This is a genomic window from Natronosporangium hydrolyticum (genome assembly GCF_016925615.1).
GTDB classification, from domain to species: domain Bacteria; phylum Actinomycetota; class Actinomycetes; order Mycobacteriales; family Micromonosporaceae; genus Natronosporangium; species Natronosporangium hydrolyticum.
The window spans coordinates 3559324-3575049 of the sequence record NZ_CP070499.1 but is presented as its reverse complement, the minus strand read 5'-3'; the positions used below and the strand labels follow the sequence as shown (position 1 = coordinate 3575049).

The 15726-nt window shown below is 71.0% G+C and carries 16 protein-coding genes; 8 read left to right on the top strand and 8 right to left on the bottom strand.

The genetic code is table 11. The features are described 5' to 3' along the window. The first annotated feature begins 41 nt into the window (after nucleotides 1–41). Nucleotides 42–944, top strand: coding sequence for a methionyl-tRNA formyltransferase (locus JQS43_RS15880; protein WP_239675170.1), 903 nt, complete (start codon nucleotides 42–44; stop codon nucleotides 942–944). On the opposite strand, the gene JQS43_RS15875 is transcribed toward JQS43_RS15880, so the two are convergent. The 8 genes from JQS43_RS15875 to JQS43_RS15840 form a co-directional block, all read right to left on the bottom strand. After that, entirely contained in the window at nucleotides 928–3321 is a 2394-nt protein-coding gene (locus JQS43_RS15875; protein WP_239675169.1) for an ATP-binding protein, read from the bottom strand. The genes JQS43_RS15880 and JQS43_RS15875 overlap by 17 nt on opposite strands. Before the next feature lie 15 nt (nucleotides 3322–3336). Further along, complete coding sequence (locus JQS43_RS15870; RefSeq protein WP_239675168.1) at nucleotides 3337–3957, bottom strand: DUF6879 family protein; 621 nt, start codon at nucleotides 3955–3957, stop codon at nucleotides 3337–3339. After that, nucleotides 3950–4219 carry a hypothetical protein gene (locus JQS43_RS15865; protein WP_239675167.1) on the bottom strand — a complete coding sequence of 90 codons (270 nt, stop codon included), beginning with the start codon at nucleotides 4217–4219 and terminating at the stop codon, nucleotides 3950–3952. The genes JQS43_RS15870 and JQS43_RS15865 overlap by 8 nt, the downstream gene beginning before the upstream one ends. Before the next feature lie 96 nt (nucleotides 4220–4315). Then, nucleotides 4316–4738, bottom strand: a complete 423-nt coding sequence (locus JQS43_RS15860) for a hypothetical protein (RefSeq protein WP_239675166.1) — start codon at nucleotides 4736–4738, stop codon at nucleotides 4316–4318. 181 nt (nucleotides 4739–4919) lie between these two features. After that, nucleotides 4920–6179 (bottom strand): Glu/Leu/Phe/Val family dehydrogenase, encoded by a 1260-nt coding sequence (locus tag JQS43_RS15855; protein WP_239675165.1) that lies wholly within the window; start codon nucleotides 6177–6179, stop codon nucleotides 4920–4922. Nucleotides 6180–6219: 40 nt separating this feature from the next. Next, nucleotides 6220–7866 carry a PH domain-containing protein gene (locus JQS43_RS15850; protein ID WP_338037187.1) on the bottom strand — a complete coding sequence of 549 codons (1647 nt, stop codon included), beginning with the start codon at nucleotides 7864–7866 and terminating at the stop codon, nucleotides 6220–6222. Nucleotides 7867–8078: 212 nt separating this feature from the next. Beyond that, nucleotides 8079–8624, bottom strand: a complete 546-nt coding sequence (locus JQS43_RS15845; RefSeq protein WP_239675164.1) for a PH domain-containing protein — start codon at nucleotides 8622–8624, stop codon at nucleotides 8079–8081. A gap of 17 nt (nucleotides 8625–8641) precedes the next feature. After that, nucleotides 8642–8863 carry a hypothetical protein gene (locus JQS43_RS15840; protein WP_420847590.1) on the bottom strand — a complete coding sequence of 74 codons (222 nt, stop codon included), beginning with the start codon at nucleotides 8861–8863 and terminating at the stop codon, nucleotides 8642–8644. A 312-nt stretch (nucleotides 8864–9175) separates the two neighbouring features. Between JQS43_RS15840 and JQS43_RS15835 the strand changes: the two genes are divergently transcribed. From JQS43_RS15835 to JQS43_RS15805, 7 genes are all read left to right on the top strand, one after another. Beyond that, complete coding sequence (locus JQS43_RS15835) at nucleotides 9176–10207, top strand: AAA family ATPase (RefSeq protein ID WP_239675163.1); 1032 nt, start codon at nucleotides 9176–9178, stop codon at nucleotides 10205–10207. A gap of 2 nt (nucleotides 10208–10209) precedes the next feature. Further along, a complete protein-coding gene (locus tag JQS43_RS15830; protein WP_239679459.1) occupies nucleotides 10210–11151 on the top strand; it encodes a DUF58 domain-containing protein in 942 nt (313 codons plus the stop codon). Next, the gene (locus tag JQS43_RS15825; protein WP_239675162.1) at nucleotides 11148–12098 is read left to right on the top strand and encodes a VWA domain-containing protein; all 951 of its coding nucleotides are present in this window, start codon (nucleotides 11148–11150) and stop codon (nucleotides 12096–12098) included. The genes JQS43_RS15830 and JQS43_RS15825 overlap by 4 nt, the downstream gene beginning before the upstream one ends. Before the next feature lie 232 nt (nucleotides 12099–12330). Further along, on the top strand, nucleotides 12331–13035 hold the full coding sequence (gene fabG / locus JQS43_RS15820; RefSeq protein ID WP_239675161.1) for a 3-oxoacyl-ACP reductase FabG: 705 nt from the start codon (nucleotides 12331–12333) through the stop codon (nucleotides 13033–13035). A 52-nt stretch (nucleotides 13036–13087) separates the two neighbouring features. After that, nucleotides 13088–13855: an enoyl-ACP reductase FabI gene (gene fabI, locus JQS43_RS15815; protein WP_239675160.1), complete on the top strand. Its 768-nt coding sequence runs from the start codon at nucleotides 13088–13090 to the stop codon at nucleotides 13853–13855. Between the two features lie 27 nt (nucleotides 13856–13882). Next, a complete protein-coding gene (locus JQS43_RS15810; protein WP_239675159.1) occupies nucleotides 13883–14917 on the top strand; it encodes a ferrochelatase in 1035 nt (344 codons plus the stop codon). Between the two features lie 15 nt (nucleotides 14918–14932). Beyond that, complete coding sequence (locus JQS43_RS15805) at nucleotides 14933–15715, top strand: HAD-IIA family hydrolase (RefSeq protein ID WP_239675158.1); 783 nt, start codon at nucleotides 14933–14935, stop codon at nucleotides 15713–15715. Nucleotides 15716–15726: the final 11 nt, after the last annotated feature.

Here is a 15726-nt window from a genome sequence, read left to right as displayed (position 1 = left end):
GATGACGGAGACCACCGCATCGAGCTTCTGAAGGGCTGATCGTGTCCAGCGAGGTCGGAATTGAGGGTGCCCTCGACAGCACCGCGATGCGGGTCGTGCTCGCGTCAATGGGGGCTGAGGAGTTCGGGTTGCTGCACCGCGCCTGTGCGGCCGCCGGGCACCAGCCGGTTGCGTACGCCTACTCCCGGTCGATGCGCCCCCGGCAGCCCGCCGACGCCTACGCGGTGTCGAAGCTGACCGGGGTCATTGAGGCGCTGCCCACCGATGTGGATCTCCTGCTGCCGGCGGATCAGGCCGGCCTGGCCGACAGTCTGGCCGGGCACCGACCGGACCTACTGGTGCTCTACGGATTCAACTGGATACTTCCGCGCGAGGTCTACCAGCTGCCGACCTTCGGTACCGTCAACATCCACCCGTCGCTGCTGCCGCGCTACCGGGGGCCGGCACCGGTGCACTGGGCGATCCGCAACGGCGACCCGGAGACCGGGGTGACGGTGCACCGGGTCGACGACGGTGTCGACACCGGGCCGATCCTCGCGCAGCGCGGCGGCGTACCGCTCGGGGAGGATGTCCATCGGGAGCAGGTGCACGCGCGGCTGGCGCCGGCGGTCGCGGATGCGCTCACCACCGCGTTGGCGCGGATCGCCGCCGGCGAGCCGGGGGAGCCGCAACCGGCCGTGACCGGACCCCGGGCCGGGTTCCTGGAGCCGGAGTTCTCACAGGTGGACTGGTCACACCCTGCCCGACAGATCCACAACCAGGTACGGGTGTTCAGGTACATCGGCAGCGACACTGCGCCAATGGCGCGGGTCGGCGACAAGTGGGTGCGGCTGGTCCGCACCAGCCTCACACCAGCCGATGGACTCCGGGTCGAATGCGGCGACGGGCCGATCTGGATCGTCGAATCCGCCCCGGCCGAGCCACCAGCTACCGATCCTCGCTGAGCCGCTGCCGCAGCGCCGCCGCGACCGGATCGTCGAAACTGCCCAGCAAGGCCGTCGCCTCCCGCCGGCAGCTTCGTGCCTCGTCCGGTTCCGCCAGGTGATCGAGGGCGGTGGCGAGGTTCGCTAGCGAGTTTGCCAGTTGCCAAGGGTCGTTAAACTCCCGATGGACGGCGGCAGCGCGGCGATGGAACTTCGCCGCCTCGTCGTGACGATCCAGGTGTTGATACGCCTGGCCGGTGAGATCGATGGCGATCGCCTCCCGGCTGCGGTCGCCGAGGCGTCGCTGGATCACGGCGGAGCGCTGGCTGCTGACCAGCGCCTCGCCCGGCTCGTCCTGAGCCAGCTCGATGCGCGCCAACTCAGCCAGCCAATGCGCCAGGCGCATGTCGATGTCATCGGAGGTGGCGATCTCGATCGCCAGGTCGATGGCCGACCGAGCCTCCGCTGGGCGGCCCACCGCACGGAGAGCCCACGCGAGTAGATACTGCGCATTGCCCAGGCCATAGCGGTCTCCGACGTCTCGCAGCACCGCTAGGGCACCGTGGAGGAGATCAGTCGCCTCGGGGTAGTCGCCACGTTCGCACAGCGTCTCGGCACGATTGGCCCGCAGCAGCGCGACCCACCGGCGCTCACCCAGCTCGTTGAAGACGGCTTCGCCTTGCGCAAAGTAGCTTGCGGCCGCTGTCAGGCGCCGCTGGCGCAGCTCCCACAGGCCGAGAGCGTTCAACGACACGGCCACACCGAACCGGTCGCCCAGGTCACGGCGGATTCCCAGCGCGCGGCGGTGGCACGCTCCCGCCTCGGCCAACACCCGAGACTGGAACAGCGCCTTGCCGAGGCTATCGAGCGCCTCGGCCTCGCCGGCCAGTTCTCCAAGGACAGCAGCGGACTCGGCGCCGATCCGGGCAGTTGTGATCCACTCGTCGAAGGCATTCTGGTGCATCTGGATCGCCCGCATAACCGCTGACAGCCGCCATGTGATGCCATGTTCTCCAGCAGCGGCCGCAGCACGAACCGCCGCCACCAGGTTGCCTGATTCGGTCCGGTACCAGCTCAAAGCGGCGTGGTAGCTATCGAAGCGTGCCGGTGCGAGTGTGCCAGAGCTCGGCAGGTCGAGCTGGTAACACTCGAAGGGCGAGATCTGCTGCTGTGCAGCATCGGCGCTGTGTAAGTACCAAGTCAGCACTCGCCGTCGCGCCTCGGTGCGCTCGTGCTCGCTCTCCAGCACCGTGAGCTGGTCGTTCGCGTAGGCCCGCAACAGGTCGTGGAACTGATATCTATCGTGGCCGCAATCTTCGACCAGATGGGCACCGACCAGCGCATCGAGGTCGCGGCGAGCCTGCCAGGTGGAGCTGCCGGCGAGTGCGGCGGCGACGGGAGAGCTGAACTCGTCCCCCGGAAACAGGCCCAGGAACCGGAACATCCGGGCGGCCGACTCCGGCAGCGCCCGGTATGACCAGGCGAACACAGTCCGGACCGCGTCCGCTTCGGCGTCGTCACGATCGGTGCTTAACGCGTCCCAGAGGCCGGACTCGTCGCGGAGGTCGGCGATAAGCTCAGCCAGCGGCATCAGCGGCCGGCTCGCCGCCCGCTCACCCGCGATCCGCAACGCCAACGGCAGCCGTGCGCACAATCTCGCCAACTCCACCTGCTCGGCGCGTTCGTCGGCGGTGCGGTAGCCAGCGACCACCCGGCCAAGGAGCTCGACGGCGTCGTCTTCGCTCAGCAGATCGAGCTGCAGCCGGCGAGCTCCCTCCCGTGCCACCAGCCCGGACAGCCGGCTGCGACTGGTCACCACCGTGAGGCAGCCCGCGGCGCCGGGCAACAGAGGCCGTAGCTGACCGGCGGTCGCGGCGTTGTCCAGCAGGACCAGCACTCTGCGGTCGGCGAGGATCGAGCGGTAAAGCGCCGCGCGGTCGTCCACCCCGGAAGGGAGGGCACGGGCTGGCACGCCGAGCGCGCGGAGAAAGCCGCCTAGGACGTGGTCTGGCGTGGCAGGCGTGCCCGGATCGTAGCCGCGCAGATTGGTATAGAGCTGGCCGTCGGGGAACTGACTGCGCACGGTGTGGGCCCAGCGCAGCGCGAGCGAGGTCTTGCCGACTCCGGCCGTCCCGGCGATGATCACCAGCCGCGGCGCGCCGGCTTCATCGACGGCTACCTTAGCCAGCTGAATCAGCTCGGATTGCCGGTTGACGAACCCGTGCGGCGGGCCGGGGAGCTGCCGCGGCGTCACCGGGAACGGCGGCAGTGACTGGTGGAAGTGCACACCACCGTGAACGTCCCGCGCCTGCACGACGTCACCGGCTCCACCATCGGTCTCCAACCGGTTGAGGTGCTCCACCGATGGCTCTGGCTCGGTCTGGTCGTCAGCGGGCATGAACGATCAGGGCGGTCAGCTGACCTGCGGCACGGCTGGAGCGGGTAGGTCGGCGACCCGCCGGGCAAAATAGTCCGCCAGCGGCTCACCGTCGGCGTAGAGGTCGGCGGTCAGCTGCTGCCACTGCCGGATCAGCTCGGGGTCGGTGTAACGCCGGCCGCCGTCGAGGATGCCATGATCGTTGTAGACGATCTCATACATTACCGAGCTGCCGAGCGTGCAGATCTCCGGCAGCGGCCCGCTCGACTCGAACCGCGCCACCTGTTCCGGGGTCACCACCCGGACCCCGGTGCCGCACTGCTCCCGCAGCCGCAGCAGGTGCAGCTCCCACTGCACGTACGGGATGATCGGCTCCTCGACCACCCGGACCCGGCGGACCGAGAAGCCGAGCTGCGAAATTCGTCGGTGCTCGTCCTCCAGCTCCGCCCGGCGAGCAGCCAGCAGTCGCAGCGATTCCTCCCAGTTGCCATCGGCGAACGCTTCCCAGCTGTCGTCGCCCGGCTCCTGAAAGTACTGTTGGCGCTCCAGCTTCCAGACCCCGAGCGCGTCAACCCGCCAGAAGTGGTCTCGAAACTCGGCTCGGTAGGCGGTGACCTCCAGCCGCTCGTCGGCAGCACCCACCAGTGACTCACGCATCTGGGATGTCCGCCTTCGCCGCCAGGAGCGTCGCGCGTGGGATGACGACCAGCCGCTCGCTTGGCACTATGCTTGCACCCTCGGGGAGCCGCGCTTGATGAGCGGCGGTCAGGTCGCGGCCGATGACGGCGAAGTCGCCGTTGCTCAGCTCCCAGATGTCCGGGCAGCCGTCAGTGCCGCCGGTGGCGCCGAGCTCCTCAGGGGACTTGCCGAGTCGGCGCACCAAATCGGCGGATGGATCAGGACGCCAGCCAGTAGACATGCTGCCCCTTAGAAGCCCATAACGGATACTGCCCGTGATGGTAGCAATGCCGGTCGTCGACTGACAATCGAAAGTGGATCAGTTGATCATAGTCTTTCATGCTGGCCGCGTATCACCATGATCGTCGCGGTCGGAACCGAAAGAAATTCCACCTTGTACGTCGCGAGCCTGAACAACGTTGCCGCTCACGTCACCGGCGATGGTGTTGCGGACGCTGCCGGCTGCGGCGGTCAGGTGCGGTTGCAACTCGCGCCAGCGGGTGCGCAACTCGGCGTCGAACTGCGGGTCGTCGGCCGCCAGCCGGGCCAGCGCCGCCCGCAGTTCGACGAGCCGTTCGTGATCGGAGGGGTCCGCCTCGGCCGCGGCCAGTACGCCCTCGGCTGCCTGGTCGGCCTGGAATCGGCCGCGGACAAACCGCACCAACCGCTGGTAGGCCGCCCGGCCCGCCTCGGACAGACCGTGCGCCACCTTGCCGGCGAGAGCCGTCGCCAGCGCGGTCAGGAACTCCTCATCCACCACTTGGGCCTCCGGCCAATTCCTATGCCGCTGTCTTGCTAGATACCGGGAACTCTATCCAGTGATGGGGGTATAGGCACAGGAGTGCCCCGGCCGTCCGCTGAATCGCGATGAGAGGGCCTTGAATCTGCCGGATGTCGTGAGTGGGGAGCCGCGAAGCGGGGGACCTAGGAACCGGGGCCGCTCAGACGTAGCCGCGGAGGCGGACCGCGTTGACCACGCGTTCCAGCGCGATCGCGTAGGCGGCCAGCCGGTACGGGCAGCCCCGCTGCTCGGCGGCGTCGGCGACCGCGTCGTACGCGCGCTCCAACCGGCCCCGGAGCTCCTCATTGAAGCGCTCCTCCGGCCACTGGAATTGTTGGATGTTCTGGGTCCACTCGAAGTAGGAGCCGGTCACCCCGCCACCGTTGGCGAGAATGTCGGGGATCACCGGGATACCCCGGTCGGCGAGGATCGCGTCGGCCGCCGGGGTGACCGGATGGTTCGCACCCTCCACGATCAGCGAGGCCCGGATCTGGTCGGCGTTGCCGGCGGTGATGCAGTTGCCGAGCGCCGCCGGCACCAGCACGTCGCACTCCATAGTGAGCAGCTCCGCCGGGTCCAGCTTGTCGTGCGGGGTGTCGGCGTCGACTACCGAGCCGCCGGCCCGTGCCGCGGCCACCAGCGCCGCAACGTCCAGTCCGGCGTCGTGGGTGACCGCGCCGCCGACATCTCCCACCGCCACCACCCGGGCGCCCAGCTCGGCGAGTTCGCGGGCGACCCAGGATCCGACGTTGCCGAAGCCCTGGATCGCCACCCGCTTACCGGCCAGCTCCCAGCCGCCTCGCCGGGCCGTCGCCGACAGGATGTAGACCAGGCCGCGGCCGGTCGCCGCCTCCCGACCCGGGGCCCCGCCCAGGTCGACCGGCTTGCCGGTGACCACCCCGGGCGAGTAGCCGTTGCGGCTGCTGTAGGCGTCCATGAACCACGCCATCACCTGCCCGTTGGTGCCGACGTCCGGCGCCGGGATGTCCCGGTAGACCCCGACCAGGTGGCTCAGCGACAGCGCGAACCGGCGGGTCAGCGCCTGCAGTTCGGTGGGCGTCAGCTCGGCCGGGTCGATCTGCAGGCCACCCTTGGCGCCGCCGAACGGCAGATCCAGCAGCGCCGTCTTCCAGGTCATCAGCGAGGCCAACGCGCGGACCTCGGACAGGTCGGCCGCCGGGTGGTAGCGCAACCCGCCTTTGTACGGCCCGCGGGCGCCGTTGTGCTGGACCCGGTAGCCGCGCGCCACCAGCAGGCTGCCGTCCTCCCGCCGCAGCGGCACCTGCACGCTGATCTCGCGGTAGCTCGACTCCAGCACCTCGGCGACGTCGGGTTCCAGCCCGACCAGTCGGGCTGCGGCGTCGACGTAGCGGCGGACCGCGGCGTCGGGGGTCAGCTCGTCGGTGGCGGCGGGCGGCATCGGCAGCTCCCTGGGTCGGCGTCGACCGGCCCAGGATAGGTCACCCGCCGTCGGCGGTGCCGTCGGCGTTCTCGTCCGGAGATGTCGACTCGGCGCCGGTGAGCGCCGCGTCGGCGTCCCGGGCGGCCTGGGCGCGGGCGGTCAGCTCGGCGGCGAGCCGGCGCGCCTCACCGAGCTCCCGGTGTGAGCCGACCGCGGTCAGCGAACCGGCGGTGTCGGCGTACACATTGGCCAGCCCCAGCAGGCGCTGGATCGGCCCCTGGGTCAACCGGACACTCTGGATCCGCAGGTACGGCACGACCACCAGCTCCCGGGTGATCCGGCCGTCGCGGGAGACGAACACCTCGTCGGTCATCGCGATGCCCAGCACCGGCTGCCGCCACGGCGCTAGCCAGCGGGCTCGTCGGGGTGGCCGGCGCAGTCGCAGGTCGGTCAGGTCGATCCCCGGCAGCACCACTGAGGTCAGCCGGCGGGCGGTAGCCAGGTCGCCGACCGGCAGCAGCCGGTCCGAGCCGGCACCTTCGCCCACGCCGTAGCCGGCGACGTCGAGCCGGCTGCGCAACCACTGCCGGCGCCGCCACAGGAACGGCCAGGTCACGCCGATCGCCTGCACCCGGTTCAGCGGGACGGTCTGACTGCGGGTTTCGGTGAGCCCGCTGCGGATGCGCAGGCCGGGGTGGCGTTTACCCGGAGGCGGATCCTGGACCGCCATCCGGAAGTTCCAGTCAGACATGATCCGGCGGACCGGTTGTTGGATCACTCCGATGACCGCCGCCGCCATGCTCGCCAGCACTACCAGCGACCAGGCGCGGGCGCCGAACCAGTACTGGGTGACGACCAGCGCGATCGCGATCGGTAGGAAGATCACCTGGGGGGTGAGGATCTGGCTGATCAACACGTCCCGGTTGACCACCGAGTGGAGGTGCCGCTCGGCGAGCGGGGCAGGAGCGGCCGGGGCGGGGGCCGCGGGGTAGCCCGGCGGTGGGTAGCCCGGCGGCGGGTAGCCCGGGTACCCCTGGGCTGGGTACCCGGGGGCGGGGTACCCCGGGTGTACCGGCGGCACCGGCTGGTCGGGGGGTGCCGGATGCGCCGGCGGCACCGGCTGGTCCGGCGGCTCCGGGTGTGCCGGGGGGATCTCCCCGGTGGGGGGTGGCGGCGGGACAGCGGACGGCGCGGCGCCGGGTGCGGCGGCGCCGGCCAGCGGTGCCGCCTGGCCACCCGGCGCGGCGGCGGGAGCACCGACCCGGACCGCCAGCGCCAGCAGCCGGTTCCGCAGCGCGGTGGCGTCGGCGACGGTCAGGAACGCCAGCGGCGCCTCGGTCTTGCCGCCCCCCACCACCTCCAGCCGCAGCTCGGCCAGGCCGGTGGCGCGGGCCATCAACGGGCGGACCAGCTCCACCGCCTGGAGCCGCTCCAGCGGGATCGCCCGGGTACGCCGGACCAGCACCCCGTCGTAGATCCGCAGCTCCCGGCCGACCACGTGGTAGCCGGTGACCAGCCAGGTCACCGCCGAGTACGCCATCACCAACACCGTCGCGATGACGACCGTGCCGAGGAACCCCGCCAGCCCGAGCTGCGCCGCTCCGTTGATCGAGATCGCCGCGATCAGCAGCGCCAGCATCTTGGCGCTGTGCAGCAGCGGGCTGAGCGGGTGCAGCCGCTGCCGCGGCTCGGGGACCGGTGGCAGCTGATAACCCCATGGCGGCGGCCATACGGGCGGGCCGGGCACCGGTCCGGTGTCAGGCGGCGGCCATGCCCCGGCGGGTGGCCCCGCCGGTGGCTCAGCGCCCGGCTCGGCCGGTGGCCCCACCGGCCCCGGCGGGCCGGCCGGTGGCCCCGCCGGCCCCGGTGGTCCGGTCGGTGGTCCGGGTGGTGGCCCCGGGGGTGGGCCGCTCGTCGTCACAGCCCTTCTCCCAGGTCCTCGCCGAGCGCGGCGAGCCGGTCGCGCAGCCGGGACGCCTCGTCCGGGGGCAGCCCTGGAACCCGGGCGTCGGTGGCCGCGGCAGCGGTGTGCAGCTGCACCGTCGCCAGGTTGAACAGCCGCTCCAGCGGGCCCGCGGTGACGTCCACGAATTGCATCCGGGCGTACGGCACGATCGACAACCGGCGCAGCAGCAGCCCGTGCCGGACCAGCAGGTCGCGTTCCCGTTCGGCGTAGCCCCAGGCGAAGACGGCCCGGACGATCGCGGTGCCGCGCAGCAGCGTGTAGGCCGCCAGCACCCAGAAGGTGGCGGCGACGAACGGCCAGCCGAAGGTGCCGGCGAGCAGCACCATCAGCACCAGGAAGGTGACCCAGACCGCGAACCGGAGCAGTTCGACCACGATCAGGCGGCGGGACACCGGGCGCCACACCACCGTGTTCGGCCAGGGGTCGAGCGGGCTCAGCCGCGGGTGAGGTGCCCGGGTGGGCGGCTGGTCGGCGGGCGGCGCGGTCGATTCGGTCACGGTTCGAGCCTATTCGTTCACTCGAGCGCCGCCACATCGCGGAGGAATCCGCGGGCGTCGAGAAAGTCGCTCAGATACTGCCGGTGTTCGTCGCAGGCCAGCCAGGTCTTTCGCCGGTCGGGGGTGTGCAGTTTCGGGTTGTGCCACCGCAGCGCCCAGATCGCCGGCCGGCGGCACCCCTTGGCTGAGCAGACGAGCTGGTCCGGACCGTCCTGCGGCGTGCTCGGATCTAGCATCATCACCCGCACGACCAGCTGTTTTCTGTTACCCGATTAATCGGTATGAGTAGCGCCGGGCGGCCACGGGGGAAGCCGCCCGGCGACGCTCGAATCGTACCCACCTGACCTCCAGCAATGTCTACCCGCCAACTGTGTCCGTTTGGCTGGTTCCGGCCGTACGTTCGGGTTAGGTTGACCAGTTGAGTATCGCAGGTCGCTGTTTGGTTAATCCCGGCCAGCCCAACCGGCAGCCGGCGCCGACATGTCAGGCTTAGAAAGAACACCGGTCGCCGGCTTCCGGCCGGCGTACGCCCCTTACCCAGCGGAGGACGCATGAGTAGCACCCCGGCCCAGGATGCCACCCTGCTGGAGCGGGCGCTCTTCGAGGTGAAGCGGGTCATCGTCGGTCAAGACCAGTTGATCGAGCGGCTCTTCGTCGCGCTGTTGGCCCGTGGCCACTGCCTACTGGAGGGCGTGCCCGGGGTGGCGAAGACGCTGGCCGCGCAGACCGCGGCGACGGTGGTGGGCGGCAGCTTCGCCCGGGTGCAGTTCACCCCCGACCTGATGCCTTCCGACCTGGTCGGCACCCGGATCTATCGGCAGGGCAGCGAGAAGTTCGACGTCGAGCTAGGGCCGGTCTTCGTCAACTTCCTCCTCGCCGACGAGATCAACCGGTCGCCGGCGAAGGTGCAGTCGGCGTTGCTGGAGGTGATGGCCGAGCGGCAGGTCTCGATCGGCGGCGAGAGCCATCCGGTGCCGGACCCGTTCCTGGTGATGGCCACCCAGAACCCGATCGAACAGGAGGGCGTCTACCCGCTACCCGAGGCGCAGCGGGACCGGTTCCTGCTGAAGGTGGTGGTCGGCTACCCGACCGACCTGGAGGAGCGAGAGATCGTCTACCGGATGGGGGTGTCCCCGCCCGAACCGGAGGTGATCTTCGCCCCGGAGGACCTGCTCGCGCTGCAGCGCAAGGCGGACCAGGTGTTCATCCACAACGCGCTGGTCGACTACGCGGTCCGGGTGGTGATGGCCACCCGCAGCCCGGCCGAGCACGGCGTACCCGATGTGGCGAACCTGGTCCAGTACGGCGCCAGCCCGCGCGCCTCGCTCGGTATCGTCCGGGCCACCCGGGCGCTGGCGCTGCTGCGGGGCCGGGATTACGCGCTGCCCGGAGATGTCCTCGACATCGCCCCCGACGTGCTGCGGCACCGGCTGGTGCTCAGCTACGACGCGCTCGCCGACGACGTGCCGGCCGACCATGTCGTCAACCGGGTGTTGCAGACCGTGCCGATGCCGGCGGTCGCCCCCCGCCAGCACGCCACCGTGGTGCCGCCGCCCCCGCCCGCGATCGGGACCGGCGGGTGAGTATGCCGCCACCCGTCGGCGGTACCGCCGCCCCAGCCGTGCTGGCCCGGCTGCAACTGCTCATCACCCGCCGGCTCGACGGCCTGCTGCAGGGGGAGTACCTCGGCCTGCTGCCTGGCCCCGGCAGCGAAGCCGGCGAGTCCCGCGCGTACCACCCCGGCGACGACGTACGCCGGATGGACTGGCCGGTCACCGCCCGCACCACCGTGCCGCATGTTCGGCTTACCGAGGCCGACCGGGAGCTGGAGACCTGGCTGGCGGTGGACCTGTCGGCGAGCCTGGAGTTCGGCACCGCCCAGTGCCTCAAGCGGGACCTGGCGCTCGCCGCCGCCGCGGCCGTGACCCACCTGACCGTCCGCGGCGGCAATCGGGTCGGCGCGGTGGTGGCGCGCGGGTCCGGGCCGCCGCGCCGGCTGCCGGCCCGCCCTGGGCGCCGGTCGGCGCAGGGGTTGCTGCGGACCATCGCCTCCCCGGACACCCCGCCCGGGGAGGTCGACCTGGCGGCGCTGATCGACAGCCTGCACCGGCCCCCGCGGCGCCGCGGCCTCGCGGTGGTGATCTCAGACTTCCTCGCCCCGGCCGAGCAGTGGCGCCGTCCGCTGCGCAAGCTGGCGGCCCGGCACGACGTGCTGGCGATCGAGGTGCTCGACCCGCGGGAACTCTCGCTGCCCGACGTCGGGGTGCTGGAGCTGCTCGACCCGGAGAGCGGCGCCACGGTGGAGGTGCAGACCGCCGACCCGCGGCTGCGGGAGCGGTACGCCGCCGCGGCCGCCGCGCAACGCGGTGAGATCGAGGCGGCGCTGCGCCGGGCCGGCGCAGCCCACCTCCGGCTGCGTACCGACTCGGACTGGCTGGCCGATATCGTACGGTTCGTCGCCGCCCGGCGGCACGCCCGCAGCAGCGGGGCCGCGCGAGGCGCTGGGCTCGACCGGGAGGTGACATGATCCGGTTTCTGCAACCGTGGTGGCTGCTGGCGCTGTTGCCGGTCGCGCTGGTCGCCGGTGCGTACCTGTGGCGGCAGTGGCGGCGGCGCAGCCACGCGGTCCGGTTCAGCAACGTCGCACTGCTGCAACAGCTCGCGCCGGCCGGGTTGGGCTGGCGTCGGCACCTGGCCGCGGCGGCGTTCCTGCTCGCGCTGGTGGCGCTGGCCACCGGCATGGCGCGGCCGGCGGTGGACCGGGAGGAGCCGGTCGAACGGGCCACGGTGATCCTGGCGATCGACGTCTCCCTCTCGATGGAGGCGACCGACGTGGCCCCCACCCGGCTCGCCGCCGCGCAACAGGCCGCGATCGAGTTCACCGATCAGCTGCCCGAGAGCCACAATCTGGGGTTGGTCTCGTTCGCGCGTACGGCGAATGTGCTGGTGCCGGCAGGGTCCGACCGGCCGGCGGTGATCCGCGGCATCCAAGAGCTGACTCTCGCCGAGGCGACCGCCACCGGGGAGGCGGTCTTCACCAGCCTCGAGGCGATCCAGCAGGTGCCCCCCGACGGCGCGGACGGGCCGCCGCCGGCCCGAATTCTGCTGCTCACCGACGGGTACCGCACCTACGGCCGGACGGTGGAGGAGGCGGCCGCCGCGGCCTCCGAGGCGAACGTGCCGGTCTCCACCGTCGCCTTCGGTACCGACGACGGGGTGGTGGACATCGGTGGCCAGCTCTACCGGGTGCCGGTGGACCGGGAGGAGATGGCCTTCCTCGCTGAAGCCACCGGCGGTGAATTCTACGAGGCGGCGAGCGCGGCCGAGCTGGCGGCGGTCTACGAGGACATGGGCAGCTCGATCGGCCACCGGACCGTACCGCAGGAGATCACCCAGTGGTATCTGGCCGGGGCGCTGCTGCTGGCGCTCGCCGCTGGTGGGCTCAGCCTGTTGTGGACGCCCCGGCTGCCGTAGCCGCCGCGCTGCTCTCCGTCGGATCCGGTCGCTGCCACCGGAGGGTCACCAGTCCGGAATGCGACATGTGGCCGACTTCGAGTACCCGTACCGGGGGTATAACAGGCGCCCTTTCGTGATCATTTTCGGACCCGAGGGCGCGGCCGGTAACCCGGTGCCCCGTAGGATCCGGGCAAGGGCGGTGGGCTACGACACCGGCCCACCCGACAACGACCGGCGCTAAGGAGGCGTGATGGCGCGCACCGTGCTCGTCACCGGGGGCAACCGGGGGATCGGCCTGGCGATCGCGGAGGCGTTCGTCGCACAGGGTGACCAGGTGGCGGTGACCCACCGCGGGTCCGAAGCCCCCGCGGGCACCTTCGGGGTGACCTGCGACGTGACCGACCCGGCCGCGGTCGACGCCGCCTTCAAGACCGTGGAGGGTGAGCTCGGCCCGGTGGAGGTGCTCATCGCCAACGCCGGCGTCACCGACGACACGCTGCTGATGCGGATGAGCGAAGACCAGTTCACCCGGGTGGTCGACACCAACCTCACCGGCGCCTGGCGGTGCGCCAAACGCGCCGCCACCCGGATGGTCCGCGGCCGCTGGGGTCGGATGGTCTTCATTTCGTCCGTGGTCGGCCTCTACGGCAGCCCCGGCCAGGTCAATTATGCCGCTAGTAAGGCCGGGTTGGTGGGTATGGCCCGTTCCATCACCCGGGAGCTCGGCAGCCGCAACATCACCGCGAACGTGGTGGCGCCCGGGTTCATCGACACCGAAATGACCGCCGCGCTGCCGCCAGAGCGGCAGGAAGAGTACAAGAAGGCCACCCCGGCCGGGCGGTTCGCCGCCCCGGCCGAGGTCGCGGGCGTGGTCACCTGGCTCGCCAGCGACGCGGCCGGCTACATAACCGGCGCGGTGATCCCGGTCGACGGTGGTCTGGGGATGGGGCACTGATCGTCGGGTGAGAAGATCGCAGGCGATTCGCTGACTCCAGGAGGGACCCCACGTGTCTGCACTGTTGGCCGGTAAGCGGCTACTGATTACCGGTGTGCTCACTGAGCAGTCGATCGCGTTCGCGACCGCCCGGCTCGCCCAGGAGCATGGGGCACAGATCGTGCTCACCGGCTATGGGCGGATGTCGCTGGTGGAGCGGATCGCCAAGCGACTGCCGCAGCCGGCGCCGGTGGTGGAGCTGGACGTCACCGACCCGGAGCACCTCGACAGCCTGGTCGAGCGGCTGCAGCCGCACCTGAGTGAGCTGGACGGTGTGGTGCACTCGATCGCCTACGGCCCGCCCAGCACGCTCGGGGGCAACTTCCTCGAAGCGCCGTGGGAGGACGTGGCCACCGCGGTCCACGTCTCCGCGTACTCGTACCGGTCGTTGGCGATGGCGGCGCTGCCGATGCTGCGCCCCGGCGCCGGCCTGGTCGGGCTCACCTTCGACGCCAGCCAGGCCTGGCCGGTCTACGACTGGATGGGCGTGGCCAAGGCCGGGTTGGAGTCGACCTCCCGCTACCTCGCCCGCTACCTGGGCCCCAAGGGCATCCGCAGCAACCTGGTGGCGGCCGGCCCGCTGCGGACGATGGCGGCCAAGTCGATCCCCGGCTTCCAGCAGTTCGAGGAGAGCTGGGTGCAGCGGGCGCCGCTGGGTTGGGAGCTGGCCGACCCGGAGCCGGCCGGCCGGGCGATCCTGGCGCTGCTCTCCGACTGGTTCCCGGCGACCACCGGTGAGATCATTCACGTCGACGGGGGCTACCACGCGGTGGGCGGCTGAGCAGCAGAATCTGGCACCATAGCTCGTGTGGGCTACGACGCTGTCTTGCTGCTGTCGTTCGGCGGGCCGGAGCGGCCCGAGGACGTGCTGCCGTTTCTGCAGAATGTGACTCGGGGCCGCCGGGTGCCGCCGGAGCGGCTCGCCGAGGTTGCCGAGCATTACCAGCACTTCGGCGGGGTGTCGCCGATCAACGATCAGTGCCGGGCGCTGCTCGCCGCGATGCGGGCAGAGTTCGATCGGCACCAGCTCGACACCCCGGTGTATTGGGGCAACCGCAACTGGCATCCTATGCTCGCGGATACGCTCGCCCAGGCCCGCGACGACGGGGTCGAGTCGGCGGTCGCGTTCGTGACCAGCCCGTACGGGTCGTACTCGTCCTGCCGGCAATATCTGGAAGACATCGCGGCGGCCCGGGCGGCGGTGGGTCCGCGCGCCCCGGTGGTGCACAAGCTGCGGCACTACCACGACCATCCGGGCCTGGTCGAGCCGTTCGCCGACGGGGTCCGGCAGGCGTTGGCCAGCCTCGCGCCAGCCCCGCGGGAGGCGACCCGGCTGGTCTTCACAGCCCATTCGATCCCGGTGGAGATGGCCGAGTGCGCCGGTCCCGAGGGCGGGCGCTACGAAGCCCAGTTGGCCGAGACGGCGGCGTTGGTGGCCGCGGCCGCCGCCCCCGATCTGCCGTATGACCTGGTGTGGCAGAGCCGCTCCGGCCCGCCGCAGGTGCCATGGCTGGAGCCGGACATCAACGACCACCTGGGCACCCTCGCCGAGCAGGGGGTCGGCGCGGTGGCGGTCAGCCCGATCGGCTTCATCTCCGACCACCTGGAGGTGATGTGGGACCTCGACACCGAGGCCGCCGACACCGCCAAGCAGCTGGGGCTGGAGTACGCGCGGGCCGCCACCCCGGGCACCGACCCCCGGTTCGTCGCGATGATCCGCGAACTCGTACAGGAACGGATGGTGCCGGAGGGTGACCATCCGGCCCGTCGGATGGGTACGCTGCCGGTGTGGGATACCTGTCTCAGCCACTGCTGTCAGAGCCGGTCCGCGCCCCGCGGCTGAGCGGCGGAGCCGGCGATGGCCGGTGACCGCAAACCGGTCGCGGCCTGGCTGACCGACATGGACGGGGTGCTGGTCCACGAGGGTCAGCCGATCCCCGGGGCGCCCGAGTTCGTCGGCCGGCTGCGCGAGTCCGGTAAGCCGTTCCTAGTGCTCACGAACAACTCGATCTACACTCCGCGGGATCTGGTCGCCCGGTTGAGCCGGGTCGGCTTCCACGTTCCGGAGGAGTCGATCTGGACCTCGGCGCTGGCGACGGCGCAGTTCCTCTACGACCAGCGACCCAACGGCACCGCGTACGTGTTGGGTGAGGCCGGCTTGACGACCGCGCTGCACGAGTCGGGCTATGTGCTCACCGATCACGATCCGGATTATGTGGTGGTGGGGGAGACCCGTACCTACAGTTTCGAGGCGATCACCCGGGCGGTTCGTCTGATCAACAATGGGGCGCGGTTCATCTGCACCAACCCGGACGCCACGGGCCCGTCCAGCGAAGGGGCGTTGCCGGCGACCGGAGCGGTGGCGGCGATGATCTCGAAGGCGACCGGGGTGGAGCCCTACTTCATCGGCAAGCCCAATCCGATGATGATGCGCTCGGCGCTGAACCGGATCGAGGCGCACTCGGAGACCACCGCGATGATCGGCGACCGGATGGACACCGATGTGCTCTGCGGGCTGGAGGCCGGTCTGGACACCATCCTGGTGTTGACCGGGATCAGCAACCGCGCCGATGTCGACCGCTTCCCGTACCGGCCCAGCCGGGTGGTGGAGTCGGTCGTCGATCTCATCGAGGAGGTCTGACCGGGTGAACC